10 protein-coding genes are annotated in these 13,699 nt (G+C 73.9%); 1 reads left to right on the top strand and 9 read right to left on the bottom strand.

Features of this window, described 5'->3' with window-relative positions; translation table 11 throughout:
- Positions 1–35: 35 nt before the first annotated feature.
- From IW248_RS30750 to IW248_RS30725, 6 genes are all read right to left on the bottom strand, one after another.
- Positions 36–1,190: an FHA domain-containing protein gene (locus IW248_RS30750; RefSeq protein ID WP_124819893.1), complete on the bottom strand. Its 1,155-nt coding sequence runs from the start codon at positions 1,188–1,190 to the stop codon at positions 36–38.
- Positions 1,191–1,412: 222 nt separating this feature from the next.
- Entirely contained in the window at positions 1,413–2,462 is a 1,050-nt protein-coding gene (locus IW248_RS30745; protein WP_196929692.1) for a fatty acid desaturase family protein, read from the bottom strand.
- A gap of 136 nt (positions 2,463–2,598) precedes the next feature.
- Positions 2,599–6,057: an SCO7613 C-terminal domain-containing membrane protein gene (locus tag IW248_RS30740; protein ID WP_196929691.1), complete on the bottom strand. Its 3,459-nt coding sequence runs from the start codon at positions 6,055–6,057 to the stop codon at positions 2,599–2,601.
- Positions 6,058–6,105: 48 nt separating this feature from the next.
- The gene (gene cutA / locus IW248_RS30735; protein ID WP_091406014.1) at positions 6,106–6,426 is read right to left on the bottom strand and encodes a divalent-cation tolerance protein CutA; all 321 of its coding nucleotides are present in this window, start codon (positions 6,424–6,426) and stop codon (positions 6,106–6,108) included.
- Positions 6,427–6,447: 21 nt separating this feature from the next.
- Positions 6,448–7,452 carry a 1-acyl-sn-glycerol-3-phosphate acyltransferase gene (locus IW248_RS30730; RefSeq protein WP_196929690.1) on the bottom strand — a complete coding sequence of 335 codons (1,005 nt, stop codon included), beginning with the start codon at positions 7,450–7,452 and terminating at the stop codon, positions 6,448–6,450.
- On the bottom strand, positions 7,452–8,285 hold the full coding sequence (locus IW248_RS30725) for a patatin-like phospholipase family protein (RefSeq protein ID WP_124815502.1): 834 nt from the start codon (positions 8,283–8,285) through the stop codon (positions 7,452–7,454). Before IW248_RS30725 ends, IW248_RS30730 begins: the two co-directional genes overlap by 1 nt.
- A gap of 165 nt (positions 8,286–8,450) precedes the next feature.
- On the opposite strand from IW248_RS30725, the gene IW248_RS30720 reads away from it, so the two are divergent.
- The gene (locus IW248_RS30720; protein WP_307788324.1) at positions 8,451–9,938 is read left to right on the top strand and encodes a serine/threonine-protein kinase; all 1,488 of its coding nucleotides are present in this window, start codon (positions 8,451–8,453) and stop codon (positions 9,936–9,938) included.
- An 18-nt stretch (positions 9,939–9,956) separates the two neighbouring features.
- Here the strand turns inward: IW248_RS30720 and IW248_RS30715 are convergent, their stop codons facing one another.
- From IW248_RS30715 to IW248_RS30705, 3 genes are all read right to left on the bottom strand, one after another.
- The gene (locus IW248_RS30715) at positions 9,957–11,012 is read right to left on the bottom strand and encodes a glycosyltransferase family 4 protein (protein ID WP_196930432.1); all 1,056 of its coding nucleotides are present in this window, start codon (positions 11,010–11,012) and stop codon (positions 9,957–9,959) included.
- Positions 11,013–11,169: 157 nt separating this feature from the next.
- Entirely contained in the window at positions 11,170–11,841 is a 672-nt protein-coding gene (locus IW248_RS30710; RefSeq protein ID WP_307788323.1) for a BON domain-containing protein, read from the bottom strand.
- 184 nt (positions 11,842–12,025) lie between these two features.
- Positions 12,026–13,660, bottom strand: a complete 1,635-nt coding sequence (locus IW248_RS30705; protein WP_196929688.1) for a trypsin-like peptidase domain-containing protein — start codon at positions 13,658–13,660, stop codon at positions 12,026–12,028.
- Positions 13,661–13,699: the final 39 nt, after the last annotated feature.

Raw genomic sequence — 13,699 nt, 5'->3', positions numbered from 1 at the left:
ACCGGGGTTGGCGCGCCGCGGGCAGCGCTGGGTTGTCAGGGGCGGGGTAGGCGCATGGCCATGGTCGGGGCCTCGGCCATCACCGAGGTGGGCGTGAACGGGGCGCCTGTGGGCAACTCCTCGGCCCGGCCGATCTGCACCCCCGGGTACAGCTCCACCATGTCGTTCTCGCCCAGCACCCGGGACTGCTGCGGTGCCAGCGGGATCCGGTCCGACTCGCTCATCGAACCGGCCGGGCGGATGCCGGAGCCGTTGGTGCTGACGTCGGTCACGATGACCTCGCCGACCCGCAACTCGAAGTGGACGTGACCACGGCTGATCCACCGTCGGGCCTCGTCGTTGAGCCACTGCCCGAGCATGATTCCGCCCTCCTGCTCGGGAGCCCGACCGGCCACGATCGGCTGCTCCTCGCTGAGGACGAACCGCCGCCGGACCAGGCCGCCGACGCGCACCGCGAGCACCTCGGTACGCGGACGCGGGCCGGCGTCACCGAGCCGTGCGCCGTGCCGGGGGCAGGTCGGCACGCCGTTGCGCAGCGCGGGCGGCGGCTGCGCGGCGGGGCTGCGGTCGGCACCCCCGGCCAGGTCGGCGAACGCGCCACCCCCACCACCGCCGCCGAACAGTGCGCAGCCCGACTCCGGGCAGCGCCACTGGCGGGCCAGCAGCTTGGCACCGGTCGGCGAACGCTTGCCGGCCACCGGCGAGTGCCCACCACCGACATGGGCGATGAACACCGGCCCGCCGGCGCCGGGCACCGGGGCGACCACCCGACCGGGCTGCTCGACCAGCCACGGGAACCGACCACGCAACCCGTCGAAGCGGACCCGGCTGAGCACCGGGAGACCGAGCAGGTCGGCGACCTCCAACATCCGGTCACCCGGGTTGTCGAGCACCTCGACGAGCCCGTCGTCGGCCCAACGGCGGACGACCATCCGCTCGTTCGAGGTGAGGTCGGCGTCGGAGAGCAACGCCCGGTGCACCACCGCGTAGACCTGGACGCTGTCCTCCTCCAGCTCGCGGGAGAGCGCGTCGATGACCATGCCGAGGCGCAGCAGGCTGGCCGGCCGACCACCGTCGATGTCCTGGTAGCGGATCACCTCGGCCAGGTCGACCACGGCTCGGGCCAGCGACGGGTCCGTGCAGACCCGACCCTCGATGGCATCCAGAACCTTGCTGATCTCGAATCTCATGCCGCACTCCGGACGATGTCGTCGATCCACCGGGTCGGGGACCAGCCCGTCAGCCCGCCCAGCTCATCTCGCACCGCTTCCGCGGTGAGCAGGTCTGCCATGCGCCGACCCTACCGGGGACGACGGACGGCATCGACCAGCGGTAGCGGGGTGTCGACCGACCCGACACGCGCAGGCGGGGGCGGTGCCGTCGGCACCGCCCCCGCCCTCCCCCTGGTGTGTTCAGCCGCGCAGCGGCCGCCCCACCTCGTGCAGATGACCGAGTGCCTGCCGGTACGACTCGACCAGCCCGGTCTCGGCGTACGAGATGCCCTGCTCGACACAGTAGGCACGGACGATCGGCTGGGCCCGGCGCAGGTTCGCGCGCGGCATGTTCGGGAACAGGTGGTGCTCGATCTGGTAGTTGAGACCGCCGAGCGTGGTGTCCACCAGTCGGCTGCCCCGCACATTGCGGGAGGTCAGCACCTGCTTACGCAGGAAGTCCAGCTCGTCCTCGGCGGTCGGCATCGGCATGCCCTTGTGGTTCGGCGCGAACGCGCAGCCCATGTAGAGGCCCCACAGCGCCTGGTGCACGACGGCGAAGAGCAGCGCCTTGACCGGGGACATGACCGCCAACAGAAGTGCCACGTAGGCGGCGGTGTGCGCGACGAGCAGCGCCGCCTCGACCGCCCGGTGCCGCATCGGGACTGCGTACTTGCCGTCCTCCCGGCCGACGATCGCCCGGATGCTCGCCACGTGCAGGCTCAGACCCTCAAGCAGCAGCATCGGGAAGAAGAAGTACGCCTGCCGCTTGGCCACCCAGCGGTTGATCCCACGGGTCTCCATCGCCTGCTCGGGCGTCCACACCAGGGCCCCCGCGCCGACGTCCGGGTCCTCGTCCTCGTGGTTCGGGTTGGCGTGGTGCCGGTTGTGCTTGTCGACCCACCAGCCGTAGCTGATCCCCACCGCCACGTTGCCGGCGAGCAGCCCCACCAACTCGCTCGGGCCACGCCGACGGAACATCTGCCGGTGCCCGGCATCGTGGCCGAGGAACGCGACCTGGGTGGTGGCCACCGCCATCAGGGCCGCGAGCGGAAGCTGCCACCAGGAGTCGCCGAGCAGGAACACGGCCACCCAGCCGGCCACGAAGGCACCGAGGGTGAGCACGATGCGGGTGACATACCAGCCGGGGCGCCGCTCCAGCAGGCCCGCCTGGCTGATCCGTCGGGACAACTGTGCGTAGTCACTGCCTCGCCGTCGTACCGGCGGTTCCGCCACCGCTCCGAGCGCCATCGCTGCTCCCGTTCCGCTTGCGCCCGTACCGGGATGGTTCGGGCTTATTGCCAAGTGTCCCGATCGCGGTAGCGCCGAGTAACCCCGACAACCCCCGAATGGGGGGTAGGGCAGGCCCTACCCCTAGTGGTTCGACTCAGCCGAGCCGGCCCACCGCTGCGCGCAGTCTTGCCAGGTCACGTCGCCGCCGCTCGTAGGTGGCGGCGAGCCCGACCAGCGCCAGCCCTCCGACCCCCAGATAGATCCACCGGGGCAGCAGGTCCCATCCCCGGGCCAGCTCGTGCAGCGCCAACAGCGTCAGCACTCCGCCGCCCAGCAGCACCGGCGCCTGCCACCGGCGGGTCGCGCCGGCCAGCACCGCGCCGGTCGCCGCCGCGCCGAGGAGCAGGCGCCGCCACGGCTGCGGGTCCGGCCCGGCCAGCACCGACACGAGGCTGGGCAGCAACGCCGCGACCAGCCCCGGGCCGAGGGCCGGCCAGCTGGTCAGCCCCGGCCGGGTGCGCAGCGCCAGCAGACCCGCGCCGACGGCGAGCGCCGCGGCCGGCAGGGTGTACGCCTCCAGCACTGTCACGCCACCGGCGGCCAGCAGCACCCAGGCCCCGAGCAACTCGCTGCCGGCGGCGATGCCGGCGAACACCCACCGTCGACCGGCCGGTTCACCCCGGCGCAGCAGTCGCAGCGCGACGGCGACACCCCAGAGCACGCAGACGGTGGCGAGGTGCCGCGCCACCTCGACGGCGAGCACCGCCGCCACCAGCGCGACGGTCTGCGCGGCGGCGTCCAGCACCCGTCCCAACCGGGCCCGCGCCGGGCTGACCGCCGCGGCTGCCAGCACCAACGCGGCCACCACCAGCAGTGGGTACGCGGCAGCCCGCAACGGCAGCCCACCGGCGAGCGGTGCGGTCACCGCCAACGCGGACGCCGCACCCACGGCGGCGAGACAACCGGCCACCCGTACCTCGAACCTGCGTGCCCCGACGGCGACCGCGGCCGCCGCCACCAGCAGCGCCCCCTCGGCCGCGAGCGTCCCGGCCCGGGTGGCCAGCAGACCCAGCACACCGGAGGCCACCAACACCACTCCCACCGGCACGGCGATCGGTGCGAGCGCCGGTCGGGTCGCGGCCAGCGCGGTGAACAGCAGCGCGGCCAGGCCGGCGAGCAGGACGGCGGCCGGCAGCACCGGCCACGGCGCGCCGATCGCGATGAGCAGCACCGGCAGGGCCGCCGCGACGAACGGCAGCGCGGGCGGCACCGGCCGGCCGACCCGCCGACCGGCCAGCGCCGCGGCCACCGCCAGCACGACCAGCGCGAACCCGACCGGGAGCACCGTCGGGTCGGCGACGACAGTGGGCACCCCCGACCACACCCGGTCCCGGCCGCCGTAGGGCGACACGAGCGCGGTCAGCACCGTCGGCAGGGCCGGCAGGACGGCTACCACCGCCAGCGTTCCGCCCGCCGCCAGCAGCAGCGCCGACCGGGCTGGCTCGCGCTCGTCGGCCGTCGGCCGGTCCCCGAGGGCCGCCTGGCCGGAGGCGCTCGCCGCCGGCAGCCAGCAGGCGACGAACGCGACGCCCAGCGCCGCCAGCGCGGCGTACAGCGCGAGCGGCTCGTCACCCGCCCCGACCAGCGGCGCGAGGCCGGGCACGGTCACCGCGACGACAGCGCCGGTCAGCGCGTACCCGACCAGTTCCACCCGGTGGCGACGCGCCGCGAGTGCCGCGACCAGCGACAGCCCGGCGGCGGCCAGCGCGAGCCGGGCCTGCCACCACGGCGGCGCGCCCGCGGCGAACAGCGCCACCGCCGCGATCGCGGGCAACGCGAGCTGCCCGACCAGCAGACCCGCACCGGCCACCTCCCGGTACGCGCCGGCCCCCCGTCGTACGGCCAGCGCGAGCCCGACCACGGCGAGAACGCCGAGCGCCACCAGGGCGCCGGTCGGGGCGGCCAGAGCGACAAGCAACAGGTGCCCGAGCAGAACGGCACCGCCGAGCGCACGGATGCGCAGGTCCACCGATGGGGTGGTCGGGCGGGCCAGCACGGCGAGCAGCAGCGCTGCCCCGCCGACCAGGTCGACGGCCACCACCTGAGGCCAGGAGGCCGTCCAGCCGGCGGGCACGGCGAACAGCACCGCCACCGCACCGGCCGTGGCGAGCAGCGCCCGCGCGTTCCGGGGCAGCAGGAGCGCAGTCGCCCCGGTCGCCAGCGCCACGGCGGGTGCCAGCTGCCAGCCCCAGCTCAGGTCCGGCCCCGGCCCCGCCCCACCCCAGGGCGGCAGCGACCGGCCGACGGCCGCGACCGCCAGCCCGATGGTGATCAGCACGGTGACCTGCGCCGTGCCCGCCCCCACGAACAGCGCGCCGGCACGCGGGCCGGAGCGCCAACCGCCGCCGTCCACCGCCGACGGCAGCAGCCGCACGGCAACGGCCAGCCCGAGCGCCACCGTCGCCGCCGCGAGCAGCAGCACTGACGGCCGCAGCTCCGCCACCGGACGCAGCAGGGCGGCGGCGAGCACGGGCACCACCAGCCCGGCCGCCACCGCCCGCAGCGCCCGCCCCCCGACGAGCCAGGCCGCACCGAGCCCGGTCAGCGCGACCAGCAACAGCGGCAACCCGGCCAGCAGTGGCGAGCCCCCCGCCCGCCCGCTGACCAGCGGCACCACCGCGCAGAACGCGGCGCCAACCAGCGCGGCGACGTAAGCGACGCCCGCCAGCACCCGGCCGACGAGCGGCGCCGCCCCTGTCCGGCCGCGCAGCGCGGACAGCACAGCCAGGTTCAGCAACGCCACCCCGAGCAGGACCAACGCCCACCCGGCCGCACCCGGCCCGGCCTCGGCGGCGAGCAGCGGCAACGCCGGCTGGGCGGCCACCAGGGCGGCGAACCAGGGCCCCGTCAACCCGCTCCACCGGCCGTACGCCACGGCGACCGCCGCGCTGGCCCCCCCGACCAGCGCGGCGTACCGGCTGCCCGGCCAGCCGGCCACACCGGCCAGGTCCACCGACCAGGCCGCGTAACCGTCCAGCACCACCAGCAGCAACCCCACCGCGGCGAACGTCTCCGCCGTACCGCGCAGCCCCCGACGAACCGCCAGCAGCGGCCCGCCCAGAGCGAGCGCGGTGAACGCCGCCAGGATCAACGCCCGCCCGCCAACCCCCACCGCCGCCCAGGCGACCGCGGTGAACACCACCGCGGCGGTGCCCAGCAGAAGTCCACCGAGGACGAAGAGCAGACCCTGGACCGTCCGGGTCGAGGTCTCCGCCGCGCCCGGCCGCGCATCCGCCGCGACCCCGGGGCCTGGACCGATCGACGGCGCCGGCCCGACGAGAGCCACCGGACGCGCCCCTACCGAGGCCGCCAACCCCGCCCGGACGACCGCCGCCAGTTCGGCCCGCCGGCGCGACACGGTCGTCAGGCGTCCAGCCAGCTCGGTGTACGCGCGGCGGGCCCGCTCCACCTCCGGCTCAAGCTCGGCGACCTCCCGACTCAGCCGAACCACCTCGGCCGCGATCGGGTCGGGCGCACGCCGACAGCCGGAGCAACCGGCGCTCAGATCGGCCGGTGCACCGCAGGCGGGGCAGGGGTAACGGGTGTCGTCCACCCGGTCATCATCGACAACCGACCGGGGTACGACCCAGAGTGCGCGTACTCAGGAGCGAGTGTGCTCGTACACCCAGGTGGCGTAGTCGGGGTTTCCACTCTCCACCCTGGACACCAGGATCTCCGGCACCTCGTAGGGGTGACTGACCCGGATCTGGTCCAGCAACGCGGTGAGCCGATCCGGTGCGGTCTTGAACTGCACCGACCACTCGGTGCTCGTCTCCATCCCGGACCGCCACCAGTAGGTGCTGTCCACCTGACCACCCACCTGGGCGCAGGCGGCGAGCCTGCCGGCGACGGCCGCAGCCGCCAGCACGTCGGCGACCGAACGCGCGTCCACCACCGTTGTCACCACGCAGATCTCGTCCACGCCCGCACCCTACGCGGACATTTACCGATTAGCGGCGATCCAGGCATCAATCCGCGCCCACCAATCGAAGAGCCAGTCGATGCGCTCCTGCCGCCCGGTCGGTACGTCCTCCGGCGGCACCGACCAGAACCGCATCACGATCCGCTTGTCCATCGGCAGCTCCCGCCACACGTCGGCGACAGTGAGCAGCCGGTCCAGTCCGGTGTGGGCGACGAAGATGACCCCGGCGTCCGGTGCGGCGTCCAGCGCCGCGAGCATCCCACCGGGCTGCGGGGCGAGCACGTGGCGCATCCGCTCGGCGCGCAGGGCCATCCGCTCCAGCCCGAGGGAGCGCAACCGGGCGATCGCGCGCAGCCGCCGCTTCGGGGTGAAGTTGCCACCCTCGGGAAAGATCACGAACGCGTCGTTGTCGTCCAGGCCGGTGGCCAGGTGCCCGACCTGGCGCACCGTCTCCTCGCCGCGCTCCGGAGTCGGCGCGATGAACCGGTTGGGCAGCCGGTTGAGCAACACGTCGATCGCCGGATCCCACTGGAGGCTGTCCTTGAGGACGATCCGTGGCTCCCGGTTGAACCAGTTGACCAGACCGTGGATCAGGATGAACGAGTCGCCCGGCCCGGCGTGCCGGCAGAGCACCAGCTCGGGCCGGCCGGGCAGCGCGGTGTCCGGGTCGGTGCCCACCACGTCGATGCGCAACCGCAGTGTCCACCGTGCCTGCCAGAACAGCACCCGCAGGAACCAGCCGGCCAGCACGTAGTGCGCGCGCTGGAACGCCGGCGACCGGGTCCGCCAGCCGAAGCCGGAGACGACCCAGAGCACGAAGAGCGAGAGCAGCGCGGCAGCGTCCCAGACCAGGTAGAAACAGCCGATCCAGAGCAGTCGCAGCGGGCGCAACCGACCCGGGACCAGCGGGGACGCGGCAGCGGCGAGCAGCGCCCAGACCGGCAACGTGGTGACCACGAGGAAGGCGAGCACCACGACGACGGGGGCGAGCAGCAGCCGACGCAGCCACCGGGGAGGCAGCGGCATCACCGCTCCAGGTGGGTGGCGAGGTAACGCCGGGAGGCGGTGTACGCGCGGCTGATCCGCCGTCCCACCGCCGCCATGTCCCGGTACGCCCACGGCGTGTCGTCGCGTGGGTTGAGCCCGCCGGTCGGCAGGACGTGCACCTCCACCCCCTCGGGCAGCGCCGCCATCTCCCGGAAGAAGCGGTGCCGGCGGGAGATCTCGAACGCGACCTGTGCGATCTCCCACGGCCGGCGGGGCGGGGTCAGCTCCCGTTCGATCCGACCCACCTGGAGGACGTAGATCCGGCGGGCGCCGACGGCCACCGCCTCGCCGATCGGGATGGAGTTGACGATGCCGCCGTCCACGTAGTGCGCGCCGTCGATCTGCATCGGCGGCAGCAGACCCGGCACCGAAGCCGACGCCATCACCGCCGGCACCACCGGACCGCTGTCGAACCAGTGCTCGGCGGCCCGCTCGATGTGGGCGGCGCAGCAGCGGAACGGCACCCGCAGGTCGGCGAATGTGGTGTCCACCCCCAGCTCGCTTTCGAGCAGGCGGCGCAGCGGCCGGGGTGAGTGCAGGTGGGTGCGGGCGGCGAAGCGGCGCAGCTGCCGGGCCACCGAGTCGCCGTACACCTCGCTCGCCTCCGGTGAGGCCCAGAGCCGGACCAGCCGGTCGGTCACCGCCTCCGACGGGTCGGCGGCGACCAGCGCGCCGTTCACCGCGCCGATCGAGGTGCCGAGCACCATGTCGGGTTGGATGCCGGCGCGGAACAGCGCGCGCAACATGCCCACCTCGACCGCGCCGAGCACTCCCCCGCCGCCGAGCACGAACGCCACAGGTCCCCCCGCCATGTCTCCCATCCTGGCACGGGCCCGCCGATGGCCTGTTGGCCGCTGTCAACCGGCGGTCACCGCACGGCAGGCACCGTCCGCCGACGGCCGGTGGCATCGGCGTTGACAGGCAGGACACATTCGCGCAACCTGATACCGCTCCCACCCCTGAGGCAGGTGCGATTGGTGAAGGCAGCACTGCATCCGGGCCGATTGCTGGCTCGCAGATACCGACTTCTGGACCAGATCGGCGCCGGTGGCATGTCGGTCATCTGGCGTGCCCGGGACGAGGTGTTGGACCGGGTTGTCGCGCTCAAGGTGCTCGCCCCGTCACTCGCCGCCGACGCGCGATTCCGGGGCATGGTGCGCGAGGAGGCACGGGCCGCCGCCCAACTGGTGCACCCGCATCTGACCTCCGTGCACGACTACGGCGAGACGGTCGACCCGGACGGCTCGATCACCTCGTTCGTGGTGATGGAGCTGCTCAGCGGCGAGGAGTTGAAGCTTCGGCTCACCGAGGGGCCGCTGCCGTGGACCGAGGCGGTCCAGGTGGGCGCGCAGGTCGCGGACGCGCTGGCCGCCGCGCACCGGCTCGGCATCGTGCACAGGGACATCACCCCGGCCAACGTGATGATGACCGGGACGGGCGTCAAGGTGCTCGACTTCGGCATCGCCACCCGGATCGGCGCACCCGACGAGGACGAGGACGGCGAGACCTTCGGCACCCCGGCGTACGTGGCCCCGGAACGCCTCGACGGTGCACCGGCCCAGCCGTCCACCGACGTCTACTCCCTCGGCGTGCTGCTGCACGAGGCGCTCACCGGCCGGGTCCCGTACCCGGCGGACACCTGGGAGCAGCTCAGCGCCGCATTGGCCGGTGGTCCGCCGCCGACGCTGGCCGACGTACCCGACCTGCCCGCACCGGTGGCCCAGATCTGCCTGCGCAGCCTCGCCCGGAACCCGGCCGATCGGCCGACCGCCCGGCAGGTCGCCACCGCGCTCCGCGACCACTCGCTGCCGACCGAGCCCCCGACCGCGACCATCCGGGTGCCCACCCAGCCGCTGCCACAGCAGTCGCCAGCTGTAGCGACGGCCAGCGTCCCGGCGGCGGCGCGACTCGACGGAGACACCTCGGACTCCGCCCCGAGCGAACCGGCCACCGGGTCGACCTGGTCACGGCGGCGGCTGGTCCTGTTGCTGGTGCTGGCCGTCGGGCTGACGTTGGCCGGGGTGGCCCTGCTGCCCGACCAGCAGCCGGCCCGCCGGGCGCAACCCTCCGCTGGCCCGACGACGACCCCGTCGACCGACCCGCCGGCCCCCGAGTCGTCCGCGCCGACCACGCCGAGCGGGCCCACCACGCCACCGTCGAGGAGGCCGACCACCGGCGCGCCCACCTCGAACCCGGGCACCCTGACCGAGGCCGCGACCCGGGTGGACGGGTTGATCAGCGCCGGGCTGAGCGCCGGGGAGATCCGCGACGACGTGGCCCTCGACCTGCGCAACGAGCTGCGCAACCTGACAGTGGCGGTCAGCTCCGGCCGCGAAGACCTGGCGCCACCGGTGGCCCGGCTGCGCGACAAGGTCACCGTCCGCCTCGGTGAGGGCGGCATCAGTCCGGCGTACGCGTCTCGGCTCGACGCCGCCATCGCCGAGCTGGGCGCGAACGGGGCCTGACCCGGCGACACCCGTGGGTCAGCGCACCGGCACCCGGGCCGGTTCAGGGACGTCGCGCCGGCCGAGGGCGAAGCGTCGATAGACCTCCGCGTAGCCGCTCGCCATCCGCTCGACCGAGAAGTTCCGCGCGACGTGCGCCACGCAGTCCTCCGGGTCGAGTCGCTCCGCCGCGAGCAACGCCGCGGGCAGCTCCTCGGACCGCTCGACGACGAGCCCGGTCAGCCCCGGCCGAACCAGCTCCGGCACCGCGCCCCGGTTGAGCGCGACCACCGGTGTGCCGGTCGCCATCGCCTCCAGCATCACCATGCCGAACGGCTCGTCCCACTGGATCGGCATGATCAGGCAGCGGGCGTCGACAAGCATCCGCAGCGTCGTCGCGCGGTCCGCGTTGAGGACGACTGTCACATCCTCGTCGACCATGGGCGCGACGACCTGCTCGTAGTAGCGGCGCTCGGCCGGCTCGTTGCACTTGCCGGCCAGCAGCAGGGGCACCCCGGCCGCCCGGCACGCCCGGATGGCGGTGTCCGGGCCCTTGTCCGGGCTGAACCGGGCCAACCACAGCACCGGCCCCGCGCCGGGCGTGTGCTTGCGCGGAAAACCGCGGATGTCCAGCGCGTTGTGCACAGTGCCGGCCCAGGGCAGGTTCTGGTTCAGCCGGCGCTGGGCGTGCGAGATCGCCACCAGGGCGACACCCGAGTCGATGTCGCTCAGTACGTCGCCGTACTCCCCCACGGGGTTCCCGTGCACTGTCGCGACCGTCGGCACGGCCCGGCGGCCGGCGACCAGCGGACCGATAGTGGTGTGGTCGTGGATCACGTCGAAGTCGGCGGCGCTGATCAATCGATTCACCCGGGCCAGGTGAGCCAGCTCGGGCAGTGACTCGCCGAGCCGCTCGTACTGGACCTCGGCGACGGTGGAGACGAAACCGTCGGCCGCCGTGCCGTGGTCACCGCCGGCACCGAACAGGGTCACCGCGTGTCCCTGCCCGCAGAGCGCGTCCACCAGGGCTGCGACGACCTGTTCGAGGCCGCCGTAGCCGGGCGGCGGTACGGACAACCACGGCGGAACCACCATCGCGATGCGCAGCGACCGCTCCTCGGGGCGGCCCGCAGGCGGGTGGTTCACGGCCACGAGTCCTCCCCGTTGATCTCCGGTGCGCCGGCACCGGCGGTCGAGCCGGTCGGCGGCGGTTTCCCGGTGACGTCCCGGGTAAACCGGACATGGCGGACGATCACCCGCCCACCAGCAGTTGGTCGTGGACCACCCGCACCCCGGGCGCGGACCACGCCACCCGCTCGACCTGGTCGCGTTCCCACCAGGAACGGACCACCCCGGCGAGGACCAGCGTGTCGCCGTCCACCTCGACGGTCACCCGCTCGCCGCCGAGCGTGCGCAGCAGCGCCCGCTGGACGTCCCGACGCAGCCGCTCGGCCTCCGGTGGCACCGCGGGGCGTACCTCGATCAGGTTGGTGATCCCCCGGACGCCGTCGAGTCGACGCACCTCGCCCTCCGCGGCACGCCGCTGCCACCCGAACTCGACCTCACCACGCAGCATCAGCCAGCCGTTGGCCACTGTCACGTCCAACCGTTCGGCCGGCACGAAGCTGTCCCACTCCAACGCCCGGGTGGCGGCGATGGCGACCTCGGCGTCGGTACGCCCCGGAGTACCGGGCAGCCGCACCTCCATCTCGTCGGCCACCGCCCGTACGCCGCGAACCCGCTGTGCGCATCGCGTCGCGGCCCAACCGCGAGCGGCACCATCCACGAACCCGGTCAGGGTGACCACGCCCTGGTCGACTGTCACGCCGATCTCGTTCGGTTGCAGCCGGGCGTCCCAGGCCAGTTCGGCCAGGACGTCGCGTTGGATCCGCTGGTCGTCGCGGACACCCACCACCTCGGTCACGGCACCCCACCCCCGGTTCCGGTCGCCGACACTCGCCCTCCGAACCTGCCGGGGAGACGGGTGACGGCGGTTCACCCGATCCGGGTGAACCGCCGTCGGGCGGAAAAAAGCGGCGGGTGACGGAGCCGACCCCCTCGGCCCCGCCACCCGCCGCCGGAGGGAGGAAGCAGGTTCACATACGTGGTTAGGACGTCTCGGCGAGCGTCACGGTCGCCGACTTCTCGACACCGTTGCGCTTGAACTGCACCTCGACCCGGTCGCCGACCTTGCCGGCCTGCACCGCGCCGACCAGGTCGTCCGAGTCGTTGACCGGCTTGTCACCGAACCGGGTGACGACGTCGCCGCGCTGCAGGCCGGCCTTCTCCGCCGGGCTGCCCGCGGTGATCGACGCGACGAGCGCGCCGCCGCCCTCGGCCTGGTTGACGCCGACACCGAGCGACGGGTGGCTGACCTTCTCGCCGCGCTGGAGCTTGCCCGCGACGTCCTTGGCCTTGTTGCTGGGGATGGCGAACCCGACTCCGATGTTGCCGGTGCTCTGCCCGGAGGTCGCGATGGCGGTGTTGACGCCGATCACCTCGCCCCGGGTGTTGACCAGCGCGCCACCGGAGTTACCGGGGTTGATCGGCGCGTCCGTCTGGAGCAGGCCGGAGATCGAGCTCACCGACTGGCTCTGCTGCTGGGTCGGGTCCTGCGGCTGACCCTCGCCGGCCCGGATGGTGCGGTCCCGGGCGCTGAGAATGCCCGAGGTCACCGAACCCTGCAGGCCGAGCGGGCTGCCCAGGGCAAGCACCTGGTCGCCGACCTGCATGGCGTCGCTGTCGCCGAACTTGGCCGGCTTGAGGTCGCTGACCCCGTTGGCCTTCACCACGGCCAGGTCGGTCTTCGGGTCGGTGCCGATGATCTTCGCGTCGGCGGTCTTACCGTCGGCGAAGACCACCCGCACGGCGTCGCCAGCGGCGGACGCCACCACGTGGTTGTTGGTCAGCACGTACCCGTCGGCGCTGAGCACCACCCCGGAACCCTCACCACTGTCGGTGGTGATCGAGACGACGCTGTCCTGCACGGCTGCGGCGATCTTCGGCAGGTCGGCACCATTGATCACCGGAGCCGCGGAGTAGGTGCGGGTGATACCGCCACCGTCGCCATCGAGGGCGAGCGCGAGCGCCCCACCGGCCACGCCGGAACCGAGCATCAGGGCGAACACGGCGACACCGGCGCCGGCGAACTTGGCGATCCGGCCCGGCCGGGGACCACTGCCGGGCGGCGCGACCTGCGGGCCCCACGGCGGGACCGGCTGGCCCGGGTGCTGCCCGGGGTGCTGGGCGTGCTGTCCAGGGTGCTGGGCGTGCTGCCCGGGATGCTGCTGGTGCTGGGCGTACGCCATGCCCGGCTGGCCCCCGCCGGCCCAGCCGGACTGCTGCCCCGCGTACCAGGGGGCGCCCGGGTACTGGCCGGCGGCCGGCTGTGGGTAGCCGGGCTGGCCGGGCGCCGGGTGGCCGGAGACCGGGTACGGCGGGGCGGAAGGAGTGGCGGCCGGGCGCTCGTAGCCGGTCGACGGCTCGTACCCGGTCGGCTGAGCGGCGGTCGGCGGGCCGGCGGGCGCGGAGGAGCCGGCGTACCCCGCCGGGGTAACGGCTGTGGCGTCCGGGTCACCGGCGGTCGAGGCGACAGTCGGGTCGGTGGTCGAGACGACCTGTACGGGAGTGGTCGGGGAGTCGGACTGCACGCGCTCGTCGCGCGGCAGCTCGGCGGTGGGGTGCGACGGCTCGGCGTCGGTGGGGGCCGGCCGGCGCTGCGGGTCGGACTCGAACTCGGTCATGCCACTACCTTCTCCCCCGGCACTGCAATCAACCTGGAA

The sequence above is a fragment of the Micromonospora ureilytica genome (assembly GCF_015751765.1).
GTDB lineage: Bacteria > Actinomycetota > Actinomycetes > Mycobacteriales > Micromonosporaceae > Micromonospora > Micromonospora ureilytica.
The sequence above is the reverse complement of the archived record's forward strand: the minus strand, read 5'-3'. Positions and strand labels throughout refer to the sequence as shown.

Excerpts from the sequence above, each read along its gene's own strand:
- IW248_RS30750 (WP_124819893.1), bottom strand. The coding sequence starts at position 1,190 with ATGAGATTCGAGATCAGCAAGGTTCTGGATGCCATCGAGGGTCGGGTC.
- IW248_RS30745 (WP_196929692.1), bottom strand. The coding sequence starts at position 2,462 with ATGGCGCTCGGAGCGGTGGCGGAACCGCCGGTACGACGGCGAGGCAGT.
- IW248_RS30730 (WP_196929690.1), bottom strand. The coding sequence starts at position 7,452 with ATGCCGCTGCCTCCCCGGTGGCTGCGTCGGCTGCTGCTCGCCCCCGTC.
- IW248_RS30725 (WP_124815502.1), bottom strand. The coding sequence starts at position 8,285 with ATGGCGGGGGGACCTGTGGCGTTCGTGCTCGGCGGCGGGGGAGTGCTC.
- IW248_RS30715 (WP_196930432.1), bottom strand. The coding sequence starts at position 11,012 with ATGGTGGTTCCGCCGTGGTTGTCCGTACCGCCGCCCGGCTACGGCGGC.
- IW248_RS30705 (WP_196929688.1), bottom strand. The coding sequence starts at position 13,660 with ATGACCGAGTTCGAGTCCGACCCGCAGCGCCGGCCGGCCCCCACCGAC.